This is a genomic window from Streptomyces sp. NPDC093018, from assembly GCF_040684035.1.
Lineage (GTDB): Bacteria > Actinomycetota > Actinomycetes > Streptomycetales > Streptomycetaceae > Streptomyces > Streptomyces murinus.
Genome location: NZ_JBFBFF010000011.1, coordinates 170,526 through 196,549, shown reverse-complemented (window position 1 = coordinate 196,549; position 26,024 = coordinate 170,526). Strand labels below are relative to the sequence as shown.

Genomic DNA, 26,024 nt, shown 5'->3' with positions numbered 1-26,024 from the left:
GCCGGGGCGTTATCGGCGACGGCCTCGCCGCAGCGCGCGCCGCTCCTTGCCCGGCAGCGTGTCCGCCAACTCGCCGATCGGCGAGGCGTCGTGGCAGTCCCCGGTCCGGCCGCCCCGGCACCACCACACCGGTGGGCCGCCCGCGGCCGTCTCGCCCGGGTACCAGTCCTCGGACGTGCCCGCGGGACGCGGATGCACTCCGGTTCCGTGCTCCCGGCAGAGCGGCCAGACCTGCCACAGCAGCTCCATGACGGTCTCCTGCGCCGCCTCCGCGACCACGCTCAGGACCGTCGCCGCGTCGCCCGGCTCCCGTGGGGCGTCCTCCGCCAGGTCGTCCGTGTGCACCGGACTGCCGTGCGAACGGCCGTCCGCCATCGCCACGTACACCTCCTGGCCCCCGTAGGACCCGCAGGACCCGTAAGAGCTGGAGGACCCGTAGGTCCCGGCGGCCTCGTCCGGAGCCGGGGTGACCATCAGGATCAGCGGCTCCTGACCCGGCAGGGTCGCCCGCACATCCCGGTTGACCACGGCGAGCGCGGCCTCCAGCTCCGGCCACCGTCCGGGCTCGGCCCGCTCGGGCTCGGCCCGCGGGGGCTCCGCGCGACGCCCACGGTCTCCCGTCCCCGCACCCCCGCTCACGACCTCCCCGCGCCCCCGCCCTCGAACGCCCCCAGGATCCGTTCCGCCGCCAGCGTCGCCGTCAACGTCCCCTCCCTGACCTGCCGTTCGAGCTCCGGCGCCGCCGCCCGTACCGCCGGGTCGGCGTACAGCCGGCCGAGGAGTTCGTCGCGGACCATCGCCCAGGTCCAGTCGACCTGCTGGTCCCGCCGCTTGGTGCTGAGCCGGCCGGTGGAGTCCAGCAGGGCGCGGTGCTGCTCCAGCCGTTCCCACACCGTGCCGAGGCCCGTGGTTTCACGCGCGCTGCAGTGCAGCACCGGCGGGGTCCAGAACGCGTCCTTGCCGTGCATCAGCCGCAGCGCGCCCGCGAGCTCCCGTGCCGCCGCCCGCGCGTCCCGCTCGTGCGGACCGTCCGCCTTGTTGACGGCGATCACATCGGCCAGCTCCAGGACGCCCTTCTTGATGCCCTGCAACTGGTCGCCGGTGCGGGCCAGGGTGAGCAGCAGGAACGTGTCGACCATGTCGGCGACCGCGGTCTCCGACTGCCCGACGCCGACGGTCTCCACGAGGACCACGTCGTAGCCCGCCGCCTCCATCACCACCATCGACTCCCGGGTGGCCTTCGTGACCCCGCCCAGCGTGCCCGCGCTGGGGGAGGGCCGTACGAAGGCCGCCGGGTCGACCGACAGCCGTTCCATCCGGGTCTTGTCGCCCAGGATGGAGCCGCCGGTGCGGGTCGAGGAGGGGTCGACGGCGAGGACGGCGACCCGGTGGCCCAGCGAGGTCAGCATGGTGCCGAACGCGTCGATGAACGTCGACTTGCCGACCCCCGGCACCCCGCTGATGCCGATCCGCCGGGCCCGGCCGCTGTGCGGCAGCAGCCGGGTCAGCAGCTCCTGCGCCAGCACCCGGTGCTGCGGCCGGGTGGACTCGACGAGCGTGATGGCGCGGGCCACCAGGGCCCGCTTCCCGTCGAGCACACCCTTCACATACGTGTCGAGATCGATCGGGGCCATCGCGGCCCTACAGCTCGTGGCCGAGGTCGGCCGCCAGGCGCTGGACCAGGTCGTACGCCGCGTCCGGGATCACCGTCCCGGGCGGGAACACGGCCGTGGCGCCCATCTCCAGGAGCGTCGGCACGTCCTGCGGCGGGATCACCCCGCCGACCACGATCATGATGTCCTCGCGGCCCTCCTCCGCCAGCTTCTCGCGCAGCGCCGGTACGAGGGTGAGATGTCCCGCGGCCAGCGAGGACACGCCGACCACATGCACATCCGCCTCGACCGCCTGCCGGGCGACCTCGTCCGGCGTCTGGAACAGCGGGCCGACGTCGACATCGAAGCCGAGGTCGGCGAACGCGGTCGCGATCACCTTCTGGCCGCGGTCATGGCCGTCCTGGCCCATCTTCGCGACCAGGATGCGCGGCCGGCGTCCCTCCGCCTCCTCGAAGGCGTCCACCAGGGCACGGGTGCGGTCCACGGACGGGGACTCGCCTGCTTCGTTGCGGTACACACCGGAGATCGTACGGATCTGGCCGGCGTGCCGGCCGTACACCTTCTCCAGGGCGTCGGAGATCTCGCCGACGGTCGCCTTGGCGCGGGCCGCCCGCACCGCCAGCTCCAGCAGGTTCTCGGTGCCTTCGGCGGCCCGGGTGAGCGCGTCCAGCGCGTCCCGGCAGACCTGCTCGTCCCGCTCCGCGCGCAGCCGGCGCAGCTTCTCGATCTGCTGGGCGCGCACGGAGGAGTTGTCGACCTTGAGGACGTCGATCTGCTCGTCGCTGTCGACGCGGTATTTGTTGACGCCGATCACCGGCTGGCGCCCGGAGTCGATGCGGGCCTGGACCCGGGCCGCCGCCTCCTCCACGCGCAGCTTGGGGATGCCGGCGTCGATGGCCTGCGCCATGCCGCCCGCCTGCTCCACCTCCTGGATGTGCGCCCAGGCCCGGCGGGCGAGGTCGTACGTCAGCCGCTCCACATAGGCGCTGCCGCCCCACGGGTCGATGGTCCGGGTGGTGCCCGACTCCTGCTGGAGGAGCAGCTGGGTGTTGCGGGCGATGCGCGCCGAGAAGTCGGTGGGCAGCGCGAGCGCCTCGTCCAGCGCGTTGGTGTGCAGCGACTGGGTGTGGCCCTGGGTCGCGGCCATCGCCTCCACACAGGTGCGTGTGACGTTGTTGAACACGTCCTGCGCGGTCAGCGACCAGCCCGAGGTCTGCGAATGGGTGCGCAGCGAAAGGGACTTGGCGTTCTTCGGCTCGAACTGTGCGACCAGCTTGGACCACAGCAGCCGGGCCGCCCTGAGCTTGGCGACCTCCATGAAGAAGTTCATGCCGATCGCCCAGAAGAACGACAGGCGCGGCGCGAACGCGTCCACGTCCAGGCCGGCTTCGCGCCCCGCGCGGATGTACTCCACACCGTCGGCGAGGGTGTACGCCAGCTCCAGATCGGCCGTCGCACCCGCCTCCTGGATGTGATAGCCGGAGATGGAGATGGAGTTGTAGCGCGGCATCCGCTGCGAGGTGTACGCGAAGATGTCGGAGATGATCCGCATCGACGGCTTCGGCGGATAGATGTAGGTGTTGCGGACCATGAACTCCTTGAGGATGTCGTTCTGGATGGTCCCGGCCAACTTCTCGGGCGGCACGCCCTGTTCCTCGGCCGCCACGATGTACAGCGCCAGCACCGGCAGCACGGCGCCGTTCATCGTCATCGACACGGTCATCCGGTCGAGCGGAATCCCGTCGAACAGCTGCCGCATGTCGTAGATCGAGTCGATCGCGACGCCCGCCATGCCGACGTCGCCGGTCACCCGCGGGTGGTCGCTGTCGTAACCGCGGTGCGTGGGCAGGTCGAAGGCGACCGACAGGCCCTTCTGGCCGGCCGCGAGGTTGCGCCGGTAGAAGGCGTTGGACTCCTCGGCGGTGGAGAAGCCCGCGTACTGGCGGATCGTCCAGGGCTGGTTGACGTACATCGTCGGGTAGGGGCCGCGCAGATACGGCGAAATGCCCGGGTAGGTGCCCAGGAAGTCCAGGCCCTCCAGGTCACGCCTGGTGTACAGCGGCTTGACCCTGATGCCCTCCGGGGTCTCCCACAGCGGCTCGGCGCCGCCGGTGGCCTGCTTGACGGCCGCCTGCCACTCCTCGGCGCTGCCGCCGGCCACCGGGGTCCCCAGCTCGATGCCGGAGAAGTCGGGGATTCCCATCAGGACACTCCCATGCGGTCGAGAGTCGCGGACAGCACATCGACGGCGTCGCAGCCCGCGAAGACATGGCGGTCGACGCCGGCGTACTCGCCCCGGCCCGCCAGGAACACCTGCCGGGCGCCCGCGGCGCGCAGTGCCGCGGCGGTCTCCTCGGCCCGTTCGGCGTACGTCGCGTCGCCGGAGCACAGCACGGCCTCGGTGGCGCCGCTGTCCTCGAAGGTTCCCTCGCTGACCGGCTCGATGCCGCCGGCCTGGAACAGATTGGCGGCGAAGGAGGCCCGCGCGGTGTACTCGGCGGCCGAGCCGAGCGTGGCCAGGAAGATCCGCGGCCGGGCGCCGGTCGCCGCGAGATGGGCGTCGGAGCGGGCCCGCAGCTCCTCGAACGCCTCGTCCCTGCGCACCCGGGGCAGCCCGCCGGACGGCGCCTGCGGCGCGGGCTCGCGCTCCACCGGCTTCTCGGCCAGCAGCGGGAACTCGCTGACACCGGTGATGGGTTCGCGCCGCTTGGCGAGCTTCTTGGAGCGCTCCGCCCAGGTCGTCGCGAGGTCGGTGCGCAGCCGCCCGGAGCGCAGCACGGCCGCCTGGCCGCCGTCGCGCTCGATGGTCCGGAAGAACTCCCAGCCCGCCTCGGCGAGTTCGGCGGTCAGCCGCTCCACGTACCAGGAGCCGCCCGCCGGATCGATGACGCGGGCGAGATACGACTCCTCGATGAGGATCGTGGAGGTGTTGCGGGCGATGCGCCGGGCGAACGCGTCCGGCAGGCCGAGCGCGTGGTCGAACGGCAGCACCGTCACGGAGTCGGCGCCGCCCACCCCGGCGGCGAGGGTGGCGACCGTGGTGCGCAGCATGTTCACCCACGGGTCGCGGCGGGACATCATCACCGGTGAGGTCACCACGTGCTGCGTCTGGGCGCCGGGCGCCCCGCTGACCTCCGCGACCCGCGCCCACAGCCGGCGCGCCGCGCGCAGCTTGGCGATGGTCAGGAACTGGTCGGCGGTGGCCGCGTACCGGAACTCCAGCTGTCCGGCGGCCTGTTCGACGGAGAGTCCCGCCTCGGTCAGGGCGCGCAGATAGGCCACACCGGTGGCGAGCGAGGCGCCCAGCTCCTGCGCGGCCGAGCCGCCGGCCTCGTGGTACGGCAGCGCGTCCACCGTCAGGGCGCGCAGCCCCGGGTAGGTCTCGGCGCAGCGCGCGGCCAGGGCGGCGTACGGCGCGAAGTCCTGCGCGGCGCCGGTACGGGCCTCGTACCCGAGCGGGTCGCCGCCGAGGTTGCCGCGTACGGCCCTCGGCTCGACGCCCTTGTCCGCGTACAGGGCCAGCAGCGTCTCGGCCGCCTCGGCGGTGTCCCGCCCGGCGTCCAGCACGACGGGCGCGAGGTCCAGGTAGACGCCCTCCAGGGCCCGGCCCAGGTCGGCGAGCGGGATGCCGCCCTCGCCCAGGGCCAGCCACAGCGAGGTGCCGCCGTTCTCCAGATCGGCGAGGACCGCGCCGTCGGCGAGCGTGGTGTGCCGCTGGCGTACCCCCCAGCCGTCCGCGACCCCGCCCTCGGGGCGCGCGCCCCGTACGAACGGGGCGAAGCCGGGCAGACCGGGGTCGGGCGCGGTGTCGCGCGCCGTGTACAGGGGACGGGTGCGCAGCCCGTCCTCCAGCGTCGTGGACAGAGCGTCCTCAGCTGCCGCGCCCGAGACTTCCTTGCCCGACTTGCGCAGCACACCCTCGACCAGGCGTTGCCACTGCTCGTGTGTCGCGTCAGGGAACTCGGCGGCCAGTGGGAGCCCGTCGTCAGGCAGGACCGTCATGGCTCGGATGCTAGGCCAGGGTGCTCAAAGGAGTGCAGAGCAATCGCTTGTGAGTTTTCTCCCCTTGCGGCTGTGACCGGCACCGCTCCCGTAGGTGATCACCCTGGTACGACGGTGCGGTCCGGCCGTGAAGACGGCCGGACCGCACCGGAGGGGCGGGGGCGTTCAGCCCTTGACGCGCAGCTCCGACCGGCGTACGTCCCGGGTGGAGAGGGTCTGGGGGCCGCCGGTGAAGGCGCGCAGCCGCAGCCGGGTGCTCCGCTTCCCCGGGAGCGTGAAGCTGCCGGTGGGGGCGCGGAGTTCGACGGTCGCCGTGCCGTGCGCGGGGACGGTGGCGGGGCCGTGGGCGAGCGGCCAGTAGCGGGACATGCCCTGCCCGGTGGTGAGCATGTAGTGCGGGGTGAGCGGGTCGTCGCCGGTGTTGGCCACCTTCAGGGTCACCCCGGAGATCGCGTCGGGCGCCAGCGGCCGTACCGCCGTGATGTCCATCCGCAGCGGCGGGCTCCCGGTGGCCGCGAGGACCGCGCTGACCAGCGCGGGCGCGAGCAGCAGCGGGACGGCCGCGAGCCGGGCGGGCCTGCGCCGCGCCCCGGCCAGAAAGCGCGGCCGGGGCTGCCAGGCGCCCGCGAACTCCGGCAGCGGAGCGGTGACCGCCGCCGCCAGCCACAGCGGGGTCATCATCAGGTAGTAGCCGTCCTGCGAGCGCGTCGCCAGGAAGAACGCGCACCACGGCAGCACGGTCGCGGCCGGTCCGAGGCGCCGCACGAACAGCACGAACAGGGCCAGCAGCGCGGCGGCCAGCAGCATGCTCGCGTGCCCGTACCAGTCGAGGCGGTCGCTGCCGTGGGTGAAGTACAGCGAGATGCCGACGATGCCCTGTCCGTGCAGCACCGCGCCCTGGGTCAGCGGCAGCACGATGCCGCGCAGCCACGGTCCCGGCTCGGTCACGATCAGATACGCGTCGATCAGCAGGAAGGCGAGGACGGCGATTCCGGTGATCCGCAGCACCACGCGCGCGGCTGCCCGGCCGCCCAGTTCGCCGCGGCGCACCGCGTAGACACCGGCGAGCAGGAACGGCACGACGAACCAGGGGAGTTGCTGGGCGGCGCAGGCCGCGCCGAGACAGGCGGCGCGGGCGACGCCGACCGCGCCGAGCCGGCCGCGCGCGCCGAGCCGGGGCCAGCGGACCACCACCGGGATCAGCAGCGCGAGGGCGACGATCGCGGGGTAGCCCTGGCGGGCGTAGCTGGGCAGCAGGCCGAAGCCGAGGAAGACCATCGTGGTCGCCGACCGCCACTGGGCCGGGACCAGCCGCCACAGCGCGATCGCGCCCGCGATCAGGGCGAGGGTGGCCACCGCCGTCGCCGGGGCGCCGCCGTGGCCCAGCCACAGGAACGGGACGGTGAGCAGCGGCGCGAGCGGCGGATAGCCGTAGGTGTAGTCGTATCCGCCGGTCGTCGTCGCGGTCAGGGCGACGCCCTTGATGCGGAACAGCCATGGCCAGGGGTGTTCGTAGACGTGGTGCCCGTGGACGAGTTCCCTGGCGGCCTGGGTGGTCAGGAGCGCCTCGTCGCCGCCGCCGTGGTTCAGCGCCCACGCGCACAGGGCGAGGACGACCGCGGTCACCAGCACCACCAGGTCCAGGCGGGCCAGCGAGCGGGCCCGGCGGACCGTCAGCGCGAGGACGCCGGTCGCCAGGATCGCCGCGTAGCACAGGGAGATGACCGCGGCGAGGACCAGGCGGTGCGTGGCCGCCTGGGTCCAGAGGGAACGGGTGCCGATGAAGAGGCTCACGTCGGCCAGGAGGGTGAGGACGCGATGCCACTGCGCGGGCCCGCCGGGCGCCTGCGCGCGCGGTCCGGGTACGGCGGACACCGCCGACTGCGTCCGCCGGCCGGGCGTCACCTGCTGTGTTTCTGCCAAGTGCACGGGAGGGGACGCTAGCGGCGGTGCGTGACCGGCGCGCGACCAGCGGTGAAGAGTCCGGTATGAGGGCGGTAAGAAGCGGGCATATTCGCACATCTGCCCAGAGAAGGGGCGGGGTTGGCGCCACCGGACCGATCGCTTCCGTGTCGTTGTGTGTCGTTGTTGGGCCGAACGGGTGACTTGGCGTAAGAATTGGCTGGTGCAGGCATGGAAAGCGAGTCAGGTCGGGGGGAGCCGGTGAGCCGTTACGACGTCACCGATGAACAGTGGGAAGGGCTCGCCCAGGTCGTGCCACTACGGGGGCGCGACGCGTGGCCCTCGGCGGTCAACCACCGCTCCCTACCGGACGACGAGACCGAGACCCGGCGCCGCTTCGTCGTCCTTCGCGTCAACGTCTTCGCCGACGCCCGGGATGTCGCCGAGACGGTGATGGCGGGCGCGCCCGTCCTCCTCGACCTCTCCGGCGCCGAGGGGGATGTGGCCAAGCGGGTGCTCGACTTCAGCACGGGTGTGGTCTTCGGCCTGGGCAGCGGTATGCACCGGGTGGACCGCAACGTCTTCCTGCTGACCCCACCGGGTACGGAGGTCAGCGGGCTGCTGGAGGGGGCGGGGTGAGCGCGGGCGACCCCGTAGCTCCCCCGGGTGAGGCCCGGTCCCCGTTGTTGCCGTGCGGGTCCCCGATCGTGGGAACCTCCGCCGGGTAAACGGTTCACCCCCGCGGCGGAGCCCTACGTTCCGGGCATGGCCATGCCTTTCGCATCCGCTGAGCCGCCGGTGGCCGAGGGGTTCGGCGGGACCGTCCCGCCGGAACCCCGCGCGCCCCTCGATGTGCGGCCCCGCATCACCGAACTGCGGTTGTCGGCGTTCGCCGGACACCGCGGCGCGGGATTCCCGCTGGGCGCGGTCACGGTGTTCGCCGGGCCCAGCGGGTCGGGGAAGACGACCGCGCTGGCGGCCTACGAGGCGCTGGCCCGGCTCGCCGGCGGCGCGCCGCTCGTGGAGGCGTTCCCCGATCCGGTCGCGTGTGTGCCCGACCGGGCCCGGCCGGACGGCGAGGGGCGGCGCGGCTTCCGGATCGGCTGCACGGCCGACGGCGCCGAGGGACCGGTACGGCTCGACATCGCCGTACAGGCCGAACCGCAGCTGCGGATCGTCGGCGAGCGGCTGAGCGCGGGCGATGTCGTGCTGCTCCAGACCGCGTTACGGGACCCGGGGCGCCGCGCCGTGCAGGCCGCCTGGCACACCGCGGGCACCGCGCCGGTGACCCGCGCGCCGCTGCCCGACGACCGCCTCGGCACCGCCCTGCTCCCGCTGCGGGTGGCCGGCAAGACCGACGGGCAGCGCAGGGTGCTGGCCGCGGCCGAGCAGATGGTCGTCGCCCTGCGCTCGGTCTTCGTCTGCGATCCCCGCCCCGACTGCATGCGCACCCCCGTGCCCACCGGCTCCGGCCGGCTGCTGCCCGGCTGCGACAACCTCGCCGATGTGCTGTGGCGCACCCGCGCCGAGTGCGCCCGCAGGCACGGCCGGCTGGTCGAGGCGCTGCGCGCTGGCTGCGCGGGACCGGTGTACGACCTGATCGCCGAGCTCCTCTTCGACGGCACCGTGCGCGCCCTCCTCGACCGCGGCGACGGCCACCGCACGGAACTGGCCCGCCTCGGCGAGGGCGAACTGCGCTACCTCGCCCACACCTTGGTGCTGCTGACCGGCCCCGGCGTGCTGGCCATGGACCCGCCGGGCGAGGTCCCCGACGCCCTGCGCTCCCTCACCGTCCTCGCCGACGGCTTCGACCGCTCCCTCGACCCGGGCCAGCGCCGCTCGCTGCTGCGCCTCGCCGCCGCCATGGGCGAGTTCGGGCACATCCGGCTCGTCGCCGCGGTGCACGACGCCTCCTGGTGCGTGGGGGCCGAGGGCGTCGCAGTGGTACACCTGAACCGTGACGGAACACTCTGACCTCCCCCGACTCCAGCGCAGACTCGCCGAGTTCGCCGCCGCCCGGAACTGGGGGCAATACCACACCCCCAAGAACCTCGCCTCCGCGCTGAGCGTGGAGAGCTCCGAACTGGTCGAGATCTTCCAGTGGCTGACCCCCGAGGAGTCGGCCCGGGTGATGTCCGACCCCGCCGCCGCGCACCGCGTCCGCGACGAGGTCGCCGATGTCCTCGCCTATCTCCTCCAGTTCTGCGAGGTCCTGGACATCGACCCGCTGACCGCCCTGTCCGAGAAGATCGACCGCAACGAACACCGCTTTCCGGTGCCCGAGGACTGACGACAAGGCGTCCGGGAGCGGCAACAGGCGGACTCCCTGGTTCCGTTATTACTCTTCGCAGTCAATTCACCTGCCGAATCCGAATTGTTGTCCACAGATTTCGGGCTTCCTCTGGCTTTTCGCACCAACGACCCTCACTCTGGGTAGTGGACAGGAGAGTCAGTGAACGTACGAGCGAGTGCGTGGAGGGACGGGGGCGACGGATGGACGCGGTACGACTCATCCTCACCGGCAGGCGAGCCCTGGCGAGCGGCGCGGACACACGCGAGTTGATGGCGGAGGTGTGGCAGGCACAGGCACTCGCCCAGGCGATCGGCAGCAGGCTCGCGGTCTCCGGACCGCCGGAGCTGCGCGGCGAGGCGCTCGGGCTGACGGAGCTGGCGGGCCGGGGCTGCGGAGCCCTCGACCCGCCCGAACTGGACCTCGGCGATCTGCGCGCCGCCCAGCTCACCCGGCTGGACGACGCCCGCGAGACCCTGCTCTGCCTCGGCGGGCTGCTCGGCGAGGTCGGCATGGCCCTGGTCGGCATGGCCAGCGCCGCGGCGGACGAGACGACGTACTGGCAGTGCATGGAGGCCATCGACGCGGCCGACGAGTCCCGTGACCGGGTCCGCGAGATGCTGCGCAAGCTGGCCGCGCGGGAGGAGGTGTTATCGGCGGACGACAATCAGAGAAGCCCCTTCGGGGGCGCCCCCTGCGCGTAGCCGCCGCGCGGGGAGTGGGTACGACGGTTCGCGCCGTGAGTCCGCATCGGCGCGCGGCACCGCCCGCGGGAGACGGTGCCGGTGCCGGCCGCTTCGTCAGACGACGTGCGGCATGACCTCGGACGCGATCAGCTCCAGGTGGTCCAGGTCGTCCAGGTCCAGCATCTGCAGATAGACCCGCCCCGAACCCACCGCGGCATAGCGCCCCAGCCGCTCCACGACCTCCGCGGGAGAGCCCGCGAGACCGTTGGCCTTCAGCTCGTCCACCTCGCGGCCGATGGCCGCCGCCCGCCGCTTGACCTCGGCGTCGTCCTTGCCGACACAGGCCACCAGCGCGTTGGAGTACACGAGGTCGTCACCCTTGCGCCCGCGCTCCTCGGCCGCCGCCCGCACCCGGCCGAACTGCCGCTCGCTGTCCGCCACGGAGGCGAAGGGGATGTTGAACTCGGTGGCGTACTTCGCCGCCAGCGCCGGCGTCCGCTTGGCACCGTGACCGCCGATGAGCACCGGCACCCGGCTCTGCGCCGGCTTCGGCAGCGCGGGGGAGTCCTGCAACCGGTAGTACGAGCCGTCGTAGCTGAACCGCTCGCCGACCGGCGTCTCCCACAGCCCCGTGACGATCGCCAGCTGCTCCTCCAGCCGCCCGAACTTCTCCTTCGGGAACGGAATGCCGTACGCCTTGTGCTCCTGCTCGTACCACCCCGAGCCCAGGCCCAGCTCCACCCGGCCGCCGGACATCTGGTCGACCTGCGCCACCTGGATGGCCAGCACGCCGGGAAGGCGGAAGGTGCCGGCCGTCATCAGGGTGCCGAGCCGGATGCGGCTGGTCTCCCGGGCGATGCCGGCGAGGGTGATCCAGGCGTCGGTGGGGCCGGGCAGACCGTCCACGTTGCCCATGTGGAGGTAATGATCGGAGCGGAAAAAGGCGCCGTACTCAAGCTCCTCGGCGGTCTTGGCGACACGCAGCAGCGTGTCGTAGGTCGCGCCCTGCTGGGGTTCGGTGAAGACTCGAAGATCCATACGCCCATCATGCATGCCGTTGCGCGCGCAACCATGCACAAGGCCGCCCGGAGGCGTGAAAACCGGTGGTCAGCGGGGTGCTCGGGCCATCAGACTCGGACATGTGTTCCTGACGATCTCTCTCAGCGGCGACGCCGCCAACCCGGCCACGGACCTCGGGTACCTGTTGCACAAGCACCCGGGCAAGGCACAGCGCTTCTCCACGTCCTACGGCACCGCGCACGTCTTCTACCCGGAGGCGGACGACACCCGCTGCACGGCCGCCCTGCTGCTGGAGACCGATCCCGCGGCGCTGGTGCGGCGCGGCAAGGGCAAGGGCCGCGGCGGCGCCCCCGACGCGGCGCTCGCGCAGTACGTCAACGACCGCCCCTACGCCGCCTCCTCGCTGCTCGCCGTCGCGCTGAGCGGTGTCTTCTCCAGCGCCATGCGCGGGGTGTGCGCCGCCCGCCCCGAGCGGGCCGCCGCGCCGCTGCCGCTGCGCATCGAGGTCCCGGCCCTGCCCGCCCGCGGTGGCGCCGCGCTCGTCCGCGGGCTGTTCGAGCCGCTGGGCTGGAGCGTGGAGGCCGAACCGGTGCCGCTGGACACGGAGTTCCCGCAGTGGGGCGACTCCCGGTACGTCCGGCTCGTGCTCGCATCCGAGACGCTGACCCTCGCCGAGGCGCTGCGCCACCTGTACGTCCTGCTGCCGGTCCTCGACGACGCCAAGCACTACTGGGTCTCCGCCGACGAGGTCGACAAGCTGCTGCGGGCCGGCGAGGGCTGGCTGCCCGGCCACCCGGAGCAGCAGCTGATCACCAGCCGCTATCTCTCCCGCCGCTGGTCGCTGACCCGGCAGGCGCGCGAGGCGCTGGAGCTGGTGCGGCTCGCCGAGGCCGACGACAGCGAGGTCGAGGCGATCGACAACGCGGTCGGCGAGGAGACCGAGGCGGAGGAGAAGCCGACCCCGCTCGCGGTGCGGCGCCGGGAGGCGATCATCGGCGCGCTGCGTGCCGCCGGTGCCGCCCGGGTGCTCGATCTCGGGTGTGGGCAGGGTCAGTTGGTGCAGGAGCTCCTCAAGGACATCCGGTTCACCGAGATCGTCGGGGTCGATGTGTCGGTGCGGGCGCTCACCATCGCCGCCCGGCGGCTCAAGCTCGACCGCATGGGCGAACGGCAGGCGTCCCGCGTCCAGTTGACGCAGGGCTCGCTCGCCTACACCGACAAGCGGCTCAAGGGCTACGACGCCGCCGTGCTCAGCGAGGTCATCGAACACCTCGACCTGCCCCGGCTGCCCGCCCTGGAATACGCCGTGTTCGGGCACGCCCGCCCCCGCACGGTCATCGTGACCACCCCGAACGTCGAGTACAACGTCCGCTGGGAGACCCTGCCCGCGGGACATGTCCGGCACGGCGACCACCGCTTCGAGTGGACCCGCGCCGAGTTCCGCGCCTGGGCCACCGACGTGGCCGAACGGCACGGCTACGACGTCGAGTTCACGCCCGTCGGCCCCGACGACCCCGAGGTGGGACCGCCCACCCAGCTGGCCCTGTTCACCATCCGCGCCGAGAAGGAGGCGAAGGCGGCATGACCGAGACACGCAAGGGACGGGCCCTGCCCGTCACCGACCTCTCCCTCGTGGTCCTCGTCGGCGCCTCCGGCTCCGGCAAGTCCACCTTCGCCCGCCGGCACTTCAAGCCCACCGAGGTGATCTCCTCCGACTTCTGCCGGGGCCTGGTCTGCGACGACGAGAACGACCAGGGCGCCACCCGCGACGCCTTCGACGTCCTGCGCTACATCGCCGGCAAGCGGCTCGCCGCCGGGCGCCGCACCGTCGTGGACGCCACCAGCGTGCAGCAGGACAGCCGCCGCCAGCTGATCGAACTGGCCAAGAAGTACGACGTGCTGCCCATCGCCATCGTCCTGGACGTGCCGGAGGAGGTGTGCGCCGAGCGCAACGCGGCCCGCACCGACCGCGCCGACATGCCGCGCCGGGTCATCCAGCGGCACATCCGCGAACTGCGCCGCTCCCTGCGGCACCTGGAGCGCGAGGGCTTCCGCAAGGTGCATGTGCTGCGCGGGGTCGAGGAGGCCGAGAGCGCCACCGTCGTCACCGAGAAGCGCTACAACGACCTCACCCACCTCACCGGCCCCTTCGACATCATCGGCGACATCCACGGCTGCTCCGCCGAACTGGAGTCCCTGCTCGGGAAGTTGGGCTATGCGGACGGCGTCCACCCCGAGGGCCGTACGGCCGTCTTCGTCGGCGACCTGGTCGACCGCGGCCCGGACTCCCCGGGCGTGCTGCGCCGGGTGATGTCGATGGTCGAGTCGGGCCACGCCCTGTGCGTGCCGGGCAACCACGAGAACAAGTACGGCCGTTACCTCAAGGGCCGCAATGTCCAGCACACCCACGGCCTCGCCGAGACCATCGCCCAGATGGAGGGCGAGAGCGAGGAGTTCCGGGCACGGGTGCGGACGTTCCTCGACGGACTGGTCAGCCACTACGTCCTGGACGGTGGGAGGCTCGTCGTCTGCCACGCCGGACTGCCCGAGAAGTACCACGGCCGCACCTCCGGCCGGGTCCGCTCGCACGCCCTGTACGGCGACACCACCGGCGAGACCGACGAGTTCGGCCTGCCGGTGCGCTATCCGTGGGCGGAGGACTACCGGGGCCGGGCTGCGGTCGTCTACGGCCACACCCCGGTACCGGACGCCACCTGGCTCAACAACACCATCTGCCTGGACACCGGCGCCGTCTTCGGCGGCAAGCTGACCGCGCTGCGCTGGCCGGAGCGGGAACTGGTCGACGTACCGGCCGAGCGGGTCTGGTACGAGCCGACGCGCCCGCTGCGCAGCGAGGCGCCCGGCGGGTCGGACGGGCGACCGCTGGACCTCGCCGATGTGCGGGGGCGCCGCGCGGTCGAGACCCGGCACGCCGGCATGGTCGCGGTCCGCGAGGAGAACGCGGCGGCGGCCCTGGAGGTCATGAGCCGCTTCGCGATCGACCCGCGCCTGCTGCCGTATCTGCCGCCCACCATGGCGCCGACGGCCACCTCCGAGGCGGACGGCTATCTGGAGCACCCGCGCGAGGCGTTCGCGCAGTACGCGGCGGACGGGGTCGCGCGGGTGGTGTGCGAGGAGAAGCACATGGGCTCGCGGGCCGTGGTCCTGGTGTGCCGGGACGCGGCGGCGGCGACGGAGCGGTTCGGCGTGGACGGGCCCACGGGCGCGCTGTACACCCGTACCGGTCGCCCCTTCTTCGACGACGGGGCGATGACCGAGGAGATCCTCGCCCGCCTGCGCACGGCGGTGTCGGACGCCGGTCTGTGGTCCGAACTGGACACGGACTGGCTGCTGTTGGACGCAGAGCTGATGCCATGGTCGCTGAAGGCCGCGGGTCTGCTGCGCAGCCAGTACGCGGCCGTCGGCGCGGCGGCCGGGGCGGTGTTCCCGGGCGCGCTGGCCGCGCTGGAGGCGGCGGCGTCCCGGGGCGCGGAGGTGGGCGACCTGCTCGACCGGCAGCGTGAACGCGCCTCGGACGCGGCCGCGTTCACCGCCGCGTACCGGCGCTACTGCTGGACCACCGAGGGTCTGACCGGCGTCCGGCTGGCCCCCTTCCAGATCCTCGCCACCGAGGGCCGGAGCCTCGCCGCGCTCCCGCACGACGAGCAACTGGCCCTGCTGGACCGCCTGGTGGAACACGACGGCACCGGCCTCCTGGCGACCACCCGCCGCCTCTACGTCGACACGGGCGATGCGGAGTCGGTCGCCGCGGGCGTCGACTGGTGGCTGGAGATGACCGGCCGCGGCGGCGAGGGCATGGTCGTCAAGCCCCTCACCGCCCTGGCCCACCGCCCGGACGGCCGCCTGGTCCAGCCCGGCATCAAGTGCCGGGGCCGCGAGTACCTCCGGATCATCTACGGTCCGGAGTACACCCGCCCCGACAACCTCGCCCGGCTGCGCCGCCGCTTCCTCAACCACAAGCGCTCCCTCGCCCTGCGCGAGTACGCCCTCGGCCTGGAATCCCTCTCCCGCCTGGCCGACGGCGAGCCCCTGTGGCGCGTCCACGAGGCGGTCTTCGGCGTCCTGGCCCTGGAATCCGAACCGGTGGACCCCCGGCTGTAGGGGGCGCCCGGGGTTCCAGACCGCTGTCTCGAACCGTGCGAAGCCGCACGGCCAGTCGTAGTCCAGCGCGTCCAACGACGTGGCGGCGCCGCAACAGGGCGCCGCCACGTCCAAGGTGGCGAATCCGCCCTCGTCATGGGCTTCGAGCAGATCCGCCCACCACTCGGTGTCGATCGAGTCACCGCAGCGGGGACAGCCGATCCGCTCCAGGTTCTCCCCGCAGTCGACGGGGGTGGGAGTGTCGTACCAGGTCACCTCGGTCTCGGCCGCCACCCCGTCGGGGAGCCCGGAAGCCAGATCCGAGGCGAGCGCGCCCGCCCGCTCGCGCTGCCATTAGGGGTCGGTCGGGATGACCGACAGAACGTCGCCCGAGCCGCCGGCCACTTCGCGGAACCCTCACCCCACCAGACGCAACCGCTCCCCCCACACCCCCACCCGCACCCGCTGCCCCCACGTCAGCTGGAGGGCGTCCGTCTCGATGCCGTCGCCGAAGGCGATGAGGTGGTCGGACTCCACGGTGAGGGTCAGGGCGTCGGAGGCCTCCAGCCGGCCGGAGACCAGGGTCGTGCCGGTGGCCGGTGAGGGCCAGGCCTCGCGGACGTACCAGAGGAGGCGGGGCTCGGTCGGGGAGGGGAGCGGGAGCCGGCCGCCCCGCTCCTGCCAGAGGGAGCGCAGCCAGCCCGTGGCACCCGTGCCCGTGCCCACCAGGACCCCGGAGGAGGCCTGGGCCTCGACGGCACCCCTGTCGCCGTCGAGACCCAGGCGGTATCGGGCGGTCTGGTGGCCCGCGGCGCCGAGATAGATCTCGTTGAGCGCGACCAGCCGCTGCGTGTCGTCGGCCACCGCCGCCACCATCGTCAGCTCCTCGCACCCGCCGCCCGGCGCCGCGAGCAGCTTCGCCGCGTCCCGCGGGCGGTGCCGCACCAGCACCCCCGGGTTGCGCCCCGGGTCGGTGTCGATGCCGATCACCGGCTGCCCGGTCAGGTACTTGGCCACGTTGGCGACCAGCCCGTCCTGGCCGACCACCACGACGACGTCCTCGGGCGCGAACAGGAACCGCTCCAGATCGGCGCGTTCCACCCGGGCCTGCCGCCAGGTCAGCGGCACGGCCGCCGCCACCTCCGCCAGCGCCCGCCGCGTCCCCTGGTGCCGGGCCGCGATCTCCTCGATGTCCCGGCCCCGGGAGGCGAGCACGAACGCGGCCTGGCCATGGGTGCCGTACCGGGCCACCAACTCCTCGTACTCCGTGGTGCGATGGACCAGCACGGCCCGCGGCGCGAGACTCACGCCTCAGCCCCGGAGCCCGCCCCGCCGAGCTTCGCCAGCAGTCCCGTCAGCACATCCGGCGAGATCGTCACGCTCCCGATGTCCGGCAGGTTCTCCGCCACCCGCATCGCCGCCAGCGCGTGCAGCGTCGCCACGTCCGCCTCGGCGTGCACCCGCAGCCAGGCCGCCCGCGCCTGCGCCCGCGCCTCGCCCACCTCGCGCTCCTGCTCCGCCGCGGCGCGCGCCAGCCGTACCACCTTGTCCGCCTCCGCCTGCGCGAGCCGTACCGTGCGCGCCGCCTCGGCGTCCGCCCGTACCGCGTCCGCGGCCGCCTGCTCCTCCGCCTCGCGCCGTGCGTTGGTGCCGCGCTGCTCCACCAACTGCTCCTCGCGCCGGGCGAGTTCGATGCGGCTGGCCAGCTCGTTCTCGGCGATGGCGCGCTCCCGCTCGACGGCCACCGCCCGCCGCTCGTACGTCGCCCGGTCGGCTTCCTGCTGGATCTGCTCCCGCGCGGGGGTGCGCAGCGCCCGTTCGACCTCGGGTTCCGGGCGCACCGCCACCACGCGTACCGCGACCACCTCGATCCCGGTGTCCGGCAGCCGGGGCTGCGCGGCGAGCCCGGCCGCGAGCCGCTCGCGCACCGTGCTCACCCCGTCGGTCAGCGCGGCCGACAGCGGGGTGCGGGCCAGCACGTCCAGGGCGTGCTCCTGCGCCGTCTCCGTGAGCAGGGTGGCCAGTTGCTCCAGTGGCGTGCCCCGCCAGGCGCCGGTGTCCGGGTCGACCGAGAAGTCGAGCCGGGCGGCGGCGAGCGCCGGGTCGCCGATGCGGTAGGTGACCGTCGCCTGCACCGTCACGTCCTGGAAGTCGGCCGTACGGGCGTGGAAGGTCATCGCCAGCTCACGGTCGTCCACCGGTATTTCGGACAGCGCCGCCGTCAACGAGCGGAACCAGAAGCTGAGTCCGGGACCGTCGTGCACCAACTGCCCGGAGCGGTGGTGGCGGATGTGCGCCGTCGGTGTGCCCCGCAGATGGCGCCAGCCGAGACGCCGGGTGATGTCGGCCATGGGTTCCCCTCGCTTCTTCTCGTCGCTAAGACGATAAGCCGAGCGGCCGATTGTCGTCAAGTAGACGAAAATCGTCGCGTCGTACGGCGGGAGGTCGGGTGATCGAACTGAAGTCGCAACAAGAGCGCGCTGAAATGGCCGACAGGAGGGTGAATCCGGTCCTCGATGGTCAGGATGGTCACATGGGATTCCACGTCGACTCCGAGGCCGGGCGGCTGCGCCGCGTCATCCTCCACCGGCCCGATCTCGAGCTCAAAAGGCTCACCCCCAGCAACAAGGACGCCCTTCTCTTCGACGACGTCCTGTGGGTACGCCGGGCCCGCGCCGAACACGACGGGTTCGCCGACGTGCTGCGCGACCGGGGCGTCGCCGTCCATCTCTTCGGCGATCTGCTGGTCGAGGCCCTGGAGCTGCCCGCGGCCCGCACCCTGGTCCTCGACCGCGTCTTCGACGAGCGGGAGTACGGCCCCCTCGCCACCGCCCATCTGCGCGCCGCGTTCGAGAACCTGCCCGCCCGCGAACTGGCCGAGGCCCTCGTCGGCGGCATGACCAAGCGGGAGTTCCTGGCGGCGCACGCGGAGCCGACCTCCGTCCGCTTCCATGTGATGGACCTGGACGACTTCCTGCTCGCCCCGCTGCCCAACCACCTCTTCACCCGCGACACCTCTGCCTGGATCTACGACGGGGTCTCCATCAACGCCATGCGGCTGCCCGCCCGGCAGCGCGAGACCGTCCACTTCGAGGCGATCTACCGGCACCATCCGCTCTTCCGCGACGAGCCGTTCCACATCTGGTCCCAGGGGCAGGCCGACTACCCCTCCACCATCGAGGGCGGCGACGTCCTGGTGATCGGCAACGGCGCGGTCCTCGTCGGCATGAGCGAGCGCACCACCCCGCAGGCCGTGGAGATGCTCGCGCACAAACTGTTCGCGGCCGGCTCCGCCCGTACGATCGTCGCGCTCGACATGCCCAAGCGGCGCGCCTTCATGCACCTCGACACGGTGATGACGATGGTCGACGGCGACACCTTCACCCAGTACGCCGGGCTCGGCATGCTGCGCTCGTACAGCATCGAACCGGGTGTGGGCGAGAAGGAGCTGAAGGTCACCGACCATCCGCCGGAGCACATGCACCGCGCGATCGCCGCCGCCCTCGGGCTCGGCGAGATCCGGGTGCTGACCGCCACCCAGGACGTGCACGCGGCCGAGCGCGAGCAGTGGGACGACGGCTGCAATGTGCTCGCCGTCGAACCCGGTGTCGTCGTCGCCTATGAACGGAACTCCACCACCAACACCCATCTGCGCAAGCAGGGCATCGAGGTCATCGAGATCCCGGGCAGCGAGCTGGGGCGGGGCCGGGGCGGACCCCGGTGCATGAGCTGTCCGGTGGAACGGGATCCTGTGTGAGAACCTGCACGTCAGGGGTCTGCATAAACTTACCGATGGTCGTATAGAATTTCGGAGTCCCTAGAGCCGTACCCCCGTATCCCTGGAGCGCCCCCATGGCGACAGTCCCGACCGCCCTCGCCGGCCGCCACTTCCTCAAGGAGCTGGACTTCACCGAGGAGGAGTTCCGCGGCCTGATCGAGCTGGCCGCGGAGCTGAAGGCCGCCAAGAAGGCCGGGACCGAGATCCAGCACCTCCGGGGTCGTAATATCGCACTGATCTTCGAGAAGACCTCGACGCGCACCCGCTGCGCGTTCGAGGTCGCGGCCGCCGACCAGGGCGCCCACACGACCTACCTCGACCCGTCCGGCTCGCAGATCGGGCACAAGGAGTCCGTGGGGGACACCGCCCGGGTGCTCGGCCGGATGTTCGACGGCATCGAGTACCGCGGCGACAGCCAGGCCAAGGTCGAGGAGCTGGCCGACCGGGCCGGGGTGCCCGTCTACAACGGGCTCACCGACGACTGGCACCCCACCCAGATGCTGGCCGATGTGCTCACCATGACCGAGCACAGCGCCAAGCCGCTGCCGGAGATCGCCTTCGCCTACCTCGGCGACGCCCGCTTCAACATGGGCAACTCCTATCTGATCACCGGCGCCCTGCTCGGCATGGACGTACGGATCGTGGCGCCCGAGCAGTACTGGCCCGCCCCCGGGATCGTGGCCCGCGCCCGCGAGCTGGCGAAGACGAGCGGCGCGGTGATCACCCTGACCGAGGACATCGCCGAGGGCGTCCGCGGCGCCGACTTCGTCGCCACCGATGTCTGGGTCTCCATGGGCGAGCCCAAGGAGGTCTGGGCCGAGCGGATCAAGGCGCTCGCGCCGTACGCCGTGACCATGGACGTCCTGCGCGCCACCGGCAACCCGGACGTCAGATTCCTGCACTGCCTGCCCGCCTTCCACGACCTCGGCACCAAGGTCGGACAGGAGATCCACGAGGCGTACGGCCTGACCTCCCTTGAGGTCACCGACGAGGTGTTCGAATCGGCGTACTCCGTCGTCTTCGACCAGGCCGAGAACCGGCTGCACACCATCAAGGCCGTGCTGGTCGCCACACTCGGCCGCTGAGCCTGGTTCCCGTCCCCGACCAGGGATTATCCTGATCGGCGGCCTCGGAACCACCCATTCCGAGTCCGTCGGCGCGACCGTCATCCCGTCGCTCGCACCCGCGACGCCATCCGTCGCACCCGCCGCTCGCACCGGCGACCGTCACCCGGCCGCCCGCACCACCAGAAACGAGCACCACCCGCAATGCCCGCTCCTCGCATCAAGTCCCCCCACCTGCTCGTCGCCGAATCCGGCGCCGACCGCGAGGGACACGGCCTGAAGCGCACGATGGGGCTCTTCCAGCTCATCTGCTTCGGCGTCGGTGCCATCGTCGGCACCGGCATCTTCGTCGGCCTCTCCGACTCCGTCGCCCAGGCCGGCCCCGCCGTCGTCATCTCCTTCGTCCTCGCCGCGATCACCTGCGTGTTCACCGCCTTCTCCTTCGCGGAGCTGGGCGGCGCGATCCCGGTCTCCGGCTCCTCGTACTCCTTCGCCTACGCCGGTCTCGGCGAGTCCACCGCCTTCCTGGTCGGCTGGTGCCTGCTGCTGGAGTACGGCATCTCCATCTCGGCCGTCGCGGTCGGCTGGAGCCAGTACGTCAACGAGCTGCTGCACAGCCTCATCGGCTGGCAGCTGCCCGCCGTGCTGTCGGCGGGTCCCGGCGACGGCGGCATCGTCAACCTCCCGGCGGTGCTGGTGATCGCCATGGCCTCGGTGCTGCTGGTGCGCGGTGTGCGCGAGAGCGCCGGCGCGACCGCCGCCATGGCCGCCGTCAAGCTGGTCATCCTGATCGCCTTCTGCGCGATCGGCTACAGCGCGTTCAAGCACGGAAACCTGACCCCGTTCTCCCCGGCCGGCCTCGGCGGCATCGGCGCGGGCACCACCGCCGCGTTCTTCTCGTACATCGGCTTCGACGCGATCACCACCGCGGGCGAGGAGGCCAAGAACCCCCGCCGTGACATCCCCGTGGCGATCATGGTCTGCATGGGCATCGTGACGCTGCTGTACTGCGCCGTCGCGCTCGCGGCCATCGGCGCCATCGGCGGCAAGCAGGTCGCGGGCCGCCCCGCCGCCCTGTCCTACGTCGTCAACGAGGTCACCGGCTCCACCATCGGCGGCGGTGTGATCGCCTTCGGCGCGGTCGTCGCCATCGCCTCCGTGGTGCTCGCGGTGATGTACGGCCAGACGCGCATCCTGATGTCGATGTCCCGCGACGGCCTGATCCCGCGCGTCTTCGAGAAGGTCTCCCCGAAGACCTCGACGCCGGTCGCCGGCACCCTGATCGTCGCGGTCGTCTTCGCGGTCCCGGCGGCCTTCGCCTCGCTCGACGCGGTGATGAACCTGTGCACCATCGGCACGCTCGCGATCATGGCCGTGGTGAACCTCGCGGTGATGACCCTGCGCCGCCGCGAGCCGGGCCTGACCCGCAGCTTCCGGGTGCCGCTCTACCCCGTGGTCCCGCTGCTCGGCATCGCCTTCTGCCTGTATCTGATGTTCGAGACCGGCTGGCGGACCTGGCTGCAGTTCGCGCTGTTCCTCGCGGTGGGCTTCCTCGTCTACGTCGCCTACGGGCGCCGGCACTCCACGCTGGGCCGCGACCTGGCCGCCGAGGCGGACCGGGCCGGTGTCACAGCGGCCGGCGCGGAGCGGGAACCGCAGGAAGCGTGAACCACACCGCCTTGCCCCTCGGGGTGGGGCGGTGTCCGCAGGCGGCGCTCAGGGCGCGGATCAGCAGCAGCCCGCGCCCGCCCTCCTGCCACAGGTCGGGCTCTTCCATGACCGGCCGGGTCAGCTGGCCGGGCGGCGCGGGATCGGGGTCGTGCACCTCGACCTGGCAGCCGGTCGGCAGCAGCTCCACCACCAGCTCTATCGGGCCGCGGCCCGCGGTGTGCTCCACCGCGTTGGCCACCAGCTCGGCCGTGAGCAGCTCCGCTGTGTCGCAGTCGGCCGCGTGCTCCACCTCGGAAAGGGCCGTACGCACCATGGCGCGAGCCACCGGCACCGCTGCGGCGGTGTGCGGCAGCGCCATGCGCCAGGAGGCCGATTCGGCGGGGCGTTCGTGCAAGGCGAGTCCGTTCATGGAGCAGGCTGTCCTGCTTTCGACTGTAGGAATGGTACGGGCCCGGTCGTCCGAAATGGTCGGCGGGCTTCGCCCGGGATCCTCCCCCCGGTACCGGACGCCCTACCCCGCCCGGCACCCCGCCTCGCGCGCCGAGGCCCTCTGTTACGGCGCTGCAGCCGACCGGTGACAGTCGACGGCCGACCCCATGACGGCCGAGGCGATCCGGCCGGATGACAGCCGAGCCGATCCGGCCGAAAAAACACCTTCGACGCCCCGGCTTGTCGCGTGCCCGTGACGACAGTCACAAACGAGTGATAACTTCGGAGGACCGCGCAACGTACGGCACCGCCGCCCAAGGAGGCCGCACGTCATGAGTCCCTTCACCGGCTCCGCCCGCCGCACCGCCGACTGGGAGCATCTGCGCCTCCAGATCGCCGACGGGGTCGCCACGGTCACCCTCGCCCGCCCCGACAAGCTCAACGCCCTCACCTTCGGCGCCTACGCCGACCTGCGCGATCTGCTGGCCGAGCTGTCCCGGGAGCGCGCGGTGCGCGCCCTGGTGCTGGCCGGGGAGGGGCGCGGGTTCTGCTCCGGCGGCGATGTGGACGAGATCATCGGCGCCACCCTCGCCCTGGACACCGCCCAGCTGCTCGACTTCAACCGGATGACCGGCCAGGTGGTAAGGGCGATCCGCGAATGCCCCTTCCCGGTGATCGCCGCCGTCCACGGGGTCGCCGCGGGCGCCGGGGCCGTCCTCGCCCTCGCCTCGGACTTCCGGATCGCCGACCCGAGCGCCCGCTTCGCCTTCCTCTTCACCCGGGTCGGCCTGTCCGGCGGCGACATGGGCGCGGCCTATCTGCTGCCCCGGGTCGTCGGCCTCGGCCATGCCACCCGCCTGCTGATGCTGGGCGAGCCGGTCCGCGCGCCCGAGGCCGAGCGGATCGGCCTGATCAGCGAACTGACCGAGGAGGGACACGCCGACGAGGCCGCGGGCGCGCTGGCCCGCCGCCTGGCCGACGGCCCGGCCCTGGCCCACGCCCAGACGAAGGCCCTGCTGACGGCGGAGCTGGACATGCCCCTGGCCGCCTCGGTCGAACTGGACGCGGCGACCCAGGCACTGCTGATGAACGGCGAGGACTACCGCGAGTTCCACGCCTCCTTCATGGAGAAGCGGCCCCCCAAGTGGCAGGGAAGGTGAGCTTTCATGCAGGCGGCGAGCAACAACCCCGCACGCATCGCGATCATCGGCGGCGGCCCCGGCGGCCTTTACGCCGCCGCCCTCCTCAAACGCCTCGACCCCGCCCGTGAGGTGACCGTCTGGGAGCGCAACGCCCCGGACCAGACCTTCGGCTTCGGCGTGGTCCTCTCCGACGAGACCCTGGGCGGCATCGAACACGCCGACCCGGTCGTCCACGAGGCACTGCAACGGCACTTCGTGCGCTGGGACGACATCGACATCGTGCACCGCGGCACCCGGCACACCTCCGGCGGACATGGCTTCGCGGCCCTCGGCCGGCACCGCCTCCTGGAGATCCTGCACACCCGCTGCCAGGACCTGGGCGTCCGGATCGAGTTCCGCACCGAGGCCCCGCCCGTCGACCGGCTCATCGCCGAGTACGACCTGGTCGTCGCCGCCGACGGGGTCCACAGCGCCACCCGCGAGAGCCGCGCCGACGTCTTCCGGCCCAGGATCACCGGCCACCGCTGCCGCTACATCTGGCTCGCCGCCGACTTCGCCTTCGACGCCTTCCGCTTCGAGATCGCCGAGACCGAGCACGGCGTGCTGCAACTGCACGGCTACCCGTTCTCGGCCGACGCCTCCACCGTCATCATCGAGATGCGCGAAGAGGTCTGGCGGGCGGCGGGATTCGACGAGATGGACCCGCGCGAATCGACCGACCGCTGCGCCAAGATCTTCGCGGAGGCGCTGCGCGGCCGCCCCCTGCGCTCCAACAACTCCGCCTGGACGACCTTCCGTACGGTGGTCAACGACCGCTGGTCGCACGGCAACCTCGTCCTCCTCGGCGACGCCGCCCACACCGCCCACTTCTCCATCGGCTCCGGCACCAAACTGGCCGTCGAGGACGCGCTCGCCCTGGCCGCGTGCCTGCGCGAACAGCCGGACGTACCGGCCGCGTTGACGGCGTACGAGGCGGAGCGCAAGCCCGTCGTCGCCTCCACCCAGCGGGCCGCGCGGGCGAGCCTGGAATGGTTCGAGGACCTGGACCGGTACCGGGACCAGCCGTCCCGCCAGTTCGCCTTCAACCTGCTCACCCGCAGCCGCCGTGTCACCCATGACAATCTCCGGCTGCGCGACGCCCGCTTCACCGAGTCCGTGGAGCGCGAGTTCGGCTGCCCGCCCGGCACGCCCCCGATGTTCACCCCGTTCCGGCTGCGCGGCCTGACCCTGCGCAACCGGGTCGTCGTCTCCCCGATGGACATGTACTCGGCCACCGAGGGCGTGCCCGGCGACTTCCACCTCGTACACCTCGGCGCCCGCGCGCTCGGCGGCGCGGCCCTGGTCATGACCGAGATGGTGTGCGTGAGCGAGCAGGGCCGCATCACCCCCGGCTGCGCCGGCCTCTACACCGGCCGCCAGGCGGAGGCATGGCGGCGCGTCACCGACTTCGTGCACCGGCAGGCGCCGGGCACGGCGATCGGCGTCCAGCTCGGCCACTCGGGCCGCAAGGGCTCGACCAAGCTGATGTGGGAGGGGATCGACGAGCCGCTGCCCACCGGCAACTGGCCGATCGTGGCCCCCTCCCCGCTGCCGTACCGGCCGGGCAGCCAGACCCCACGCGAACTCTCCCGCGCCCAACTCACCGACATCCGCGAGCAGTTCACCTCGGCCGCCTGGCGCGCCGCCCGCGCCGGCTTCGACCTCCTCGAACTCCACTGCGCCCACGGCTATCTGCTCTCCGGCTTCCTCTCGCCCCTCACCAACCGCCGCACCGACGCATACGGCGGCACACTGGAGAAGCGGCTGCGCTTCCCGCTGGAGGTCTTCGACGCCGTACGCTCGGTATGGCCCGCCGAACGCCCCATGACGGTCCGCATCTCCGCCACCGACTGGGCCGAGGGCGGTACGACCGCCGAGGACGCGGTCGGGATCGCCCGCGCCTTCGCCGCCCATGGCGCCGACGCGATCGACGTCTCCACCGGCCAGGTCGTCTCCGAGGAGCAGCCGGACTTCGGCCGCTCGTACCAGACCCCGTACGCCGACCGCATCCGCCACGAGGTGCGTATCCCGGTGATCGCCGTGGGCGCGATCTCCTCCTGGGACGACGTCAACTCCCTGATCCTGGCGGGCCGTACCGACCTGTGCGCCCTGGCCCGCCCGCACCTCTACGACCCCCACTGGACCCTGCACGCCGCCGCCGAGCAGTCCTACGACGGCCCCGGCGTCCACTGGCCCACCCCGTACCGCGCGGGCAGCCGCCGCCCGCAGACGGGCCGCACGGACACTCCCAAACCCCGCCTGTCGCTGAGCGATTGAGGGCGCCGGT

The 26,024-nt window shown here is 72.4% G+C and carries 20 protein-coding genes; 11 read left to right on the top strand and 9 right to left on the bottom strand.

Features of this window, described 5'->3' with window-relative positions; genetic code table 11:
• Positions 1-9: 9 nt before the first annotated feature.
• The 5 genes from AB0N90_RS24470 to AB0N90_RS24450 form a co-directional block, all read right to left on the bottom strand.
• Positions 10-639: a hypothetical protein gene (locus AB0N90_RS24470; protein ID WP_365199890.1), complete on the bottom strand. Its 630-nt coding sequence runs from the start codon at positions 637-639 to the stop codon at positions 10-12.
• Positions 636-1,634: a methylmalonyl Co-A mutase-associated GTPase MeaB gene (gene meaB, locus AB0N90_RS24465; protein ID WP_365199888.1), complete on the bottom strand. Its 999-nt coding sequence runs from the start codon at positions 1,632-1,634 to the stop codon at positions 636-638. Before meaB ends, AB0N90_RS24470 begins: the two co-directional genes overlap by 4 nt.
• 7 nt (positions 1,635-1,641) lie before the next feature.
• Positions 1,642-3,816: a methylmalonyl-CoA mutase gene (gene scpA / locus AB0N90_RS24460; protein ID WP_365199885.1), complete on the bottom strand. Its 2,175-nt coding sequence runs from the start codon at positions 3,814-3,816 to the stop codon at positions 1,642-1,644.
• Positions 3,816-5,615, bottom strand: a complete 1,800-nt coding sequence (locus AB0N90_RS24455) for a methylmalonyl-CoA mutase subunit beta (RefSeq protein WP_365199882.1) — start codon at positions 5,613-5,615, stop codon at positions 3,816-3,818. The genes scpA and AB0N90_RS24455 overlap by 1 nt, the downstream gene beginning before the upstream one ends.
• A gap of 165 nt (positions 5,616-5,780) precedes the next feature.
• Positions 5,781-7,490 carry a hypothetical protein gene (locus AB0N90_RS24450; RefSeq protein ID WP_365200027.1) on the bottom strand — a complete coding sequence of 570 codons (1,710 nt, stop codon included), beginning with the start codon at positions 7,488-7,490 and terminating at the stop codon, positions 5,781-5,783.
• Positions 7,491-7,748: 258 nt separating this feature from the next.
• On the opposite strand from AB0N90_RS24450, the gene AB0N90_RS24445 reads away from it, so the two are divergent.
• The 4 genes from AB0N90_RS24445 (at position 7,749) to AB0N90_RS24430 (ending at position 10,511) form a co-directional block, all read left to right on the top strand.
• Positions 7,749-8,156 carry a cell division protein SepF gene (locus AB0N90_RS24445; RefSeq protein ID WP_085566991.1) on the top strand — a complete coding sequence of 136 codons (408 nt, stop codon included), beginning with the start codon at positions 7,749-7,751 and terminating at the stop codon, positions 8,154-8,156.
• A gap of 132 nt (positions 8,157-8,288) precedes the next feature.
• The gene (locus tag AB0N90_RS24440) at positions 8,289-9,491 is read left to right on the top strand and encodes an ATP-binding protein (protein WP_365200025.1); all 1,203 of its coding nucleotides are present in this window, start codon (positions 8,289-8,291) and stop codon (positions 9,489-9,491) included.
• Positions 9,475-9,807 carry a nucleotide pyrophosphohydrolase gene (locus tag AB0N90_RS24435; protein WP_365199879.1) on the top strand — a complete coding sequence of 111 codons (333 nt, stop codon included), beginning with the start codon at positions 9,475-9,477 and terminating at the stop codon, positions 9,805-9,807. Before AB0N90_RS24440 ends, AB0N90_RS24435 begins: the two co-directional genes overlap by 17 nt.
• A gap of 203 nt (positions 9,808-10,010) precedes the next feature.
• Positions 10,011-10,511 (top strand): DUF6099 family protein, encoded by a 501-nt coding sequence (locus tag AB0N90_RS24430; RefSeq protein WP_172427665.1) that lies wholly within the window; start codon positions 10,011-10,013, stop codon positions 10,509-10,511.
• A gap of 96 nt (positions 10,512-10,607) precedes the next feature.
• Here the strand turns inward: AB0N90_RS24430 and AB0N90_RS24425 are convergent, their stop codons facing one another.
• Entirely contained in the window at positions 10,608-11,531 is a 924-nt protein-coding gene (locus tag AB0N90_RS24425) for an LLM class F420-dependent oxidoreductase (RefSeq protein WP_365199876.1), read from the bottom strand.
• Between the two features lie 103 nt (positions 11,532-11,634).
• On the opposite strand from AB0N90_RS24425, the gene AB0N90_RS24420 reads away from it, so the two are divergent.
• Together AB0N90_RS24420 and AB0N90_RS24415 are read left to right on the top strand one after the other, a co-directional pair.
• Positions 11,635-13,098 carry a 3' terminal RNA ribose 2'-O-methyltransferase Hen1 gene (locus AB0N90_RS24420; RefSeq protein ID WP_365199873.1) on the top strand — a complete coding sequence of 488 codons (1,464 nt, stop codon included), beginning with the start codon at positions 11,635-11,637 and terminating at the stop codon, positions 13,096-13,098.
• Positions 13,095-15,635, top strand: coding sequence for a polynucleotide kinase-phosphatase (locus AB0N90_RS24415; protein ID WP_365199871.1), 2,541 nt, complete (start codon positions 13,095-13,097; stop codon positions 15,633-15,635). Before AB0N90_RS24420 ends, AB0N90_RS24415 begins: the two co-directional genes overlap by 4 nt.
• Before the next feature lie 396 nt (positions 15,636-16,031).
• Here the strand turns inward: AB0N90_RS24415 and AB0N90_RS24410 are convergent, their stop codons facing one another.
• Together AB0N90_RS24410 and AB0N90_RS24405 are read right to left on the bottom strand one after the other, a co-directional pair.
• On the bottom strand, positions 16,032-16,922 hold the full coding sequence (locus AB0N90_RS24410; protein WP_365199868.1) for a hypothetical protein: 891 nt from the start codon (positions 16,920-16,922) through the stop codon (positions 16,032-16,034).
• Positions 16,919-17,965, bottom strand: a complete 1,047-nt coding sequence (locus AB0N90_RS24405) for an SPFH domain-containing protein (protein WP_365199866.1) — start codon at positions 17,963-17,965, stop codon at positions 16,919-16,921. Before AB0N90_RS24405 ends, AB0N90_RS24410 begins: the two co-directional genes overlap by 4 nt.
• A 182-nt stretch (positions 17,966-18,147) precedes the next feature.
• Between AB0N90_RS24405 and AB0N90_RS24400 the strand changes: the two genes are divergently transcribed.
• The 3 genes from AB0N90_RS24400 (at position 18,148) to AB0N90_RS24390 (ending at position 22,124) form a co-directional block, all read left to right on the top strand.
• A complete protein-coding gene (locus AB0N90_RS24400; protein WP_365199863.1) occupies positions 18,148-19,371 on the top strand; it encodes an arginine deiminase in 1,224 nt (407 codons plus the stop codon).
• Positions 19,372-19,466: 95 nt separating this feature from the next.
• Positions 19,467-20,477 (top strand): ornithine carbamoyltransferase, encoded by a 1,011-nt coding sequence (argF, locus tag AB0N90_RS24395; RefSeq protein ID WP_365199861.1) that lies wholly within the window; start codon positions 19,467-19,469, stop codon positions 20,475-20,477.
• Positions 20,478-20,660: 183 nt separating this feature from the next.
• On the top strand, positions 20,661-22,124 hold the full coding sequence (locus AB0N90_RS24390) for an amino acid permease (RefSeq protein WP_361677996.1): 1,464 nt from the start codon (positions 20,661-20,663) through the stop codon (positions 22,122-22,124).
• Here AB0N90_RS24390 and AB0N90_RS24385 read toward each other — a convergent pair.
• Complete coding sequence (locus tag AB0N90_RS24385) at positions 22,084-22,536, bottom strand: ATP-binding protein (protein ID WP_361677999.1); 453 nt, start codon at positions 22,534-22,536, stop codon at positions 22,084-22,086. The genes AB0N90_RS24390 and AB0N90_RS24385 overlap by 41 nt on opposite strands.
• A gap of 352 nt (positions 22,537-22,888) precedes the next feature.
• Between AB0N90_RS24385 and AB0N90_RS24380 the strand changes: the two genes are divergently transcribed.
• Positions 22,889-23,716 carry an enoyl-CoA hydratase family protein gene (locus AB0N90_RS24380; protein WP_085567003.1) on the top strand — a complete coding sequence of 276 codons (828 nt, stop codon included), beginning with the start codon at positions 22,889-22,891 and terminating at the stop codon, positions 23,714-23,716.
• Positions 23,717-23,722: 6 nt separating this feature from the next.
• Positions 23,723-26,014 carry a bifunctional salicylyl-CoA 5-hydroxylase/oxidoreductase gene (locus AB0N90_RS24375; protein ID WP_365199856.1) on the top strand — a complete coding sequence of 764 codons (2,292 nt, stop codon included), beginning with the start codon at positions 23,723-23,725 and terminating at the stop codon, positions 26,012-26,014.
• Positions 26,015-26,024 lie beyond the last annotated feature (10 nt).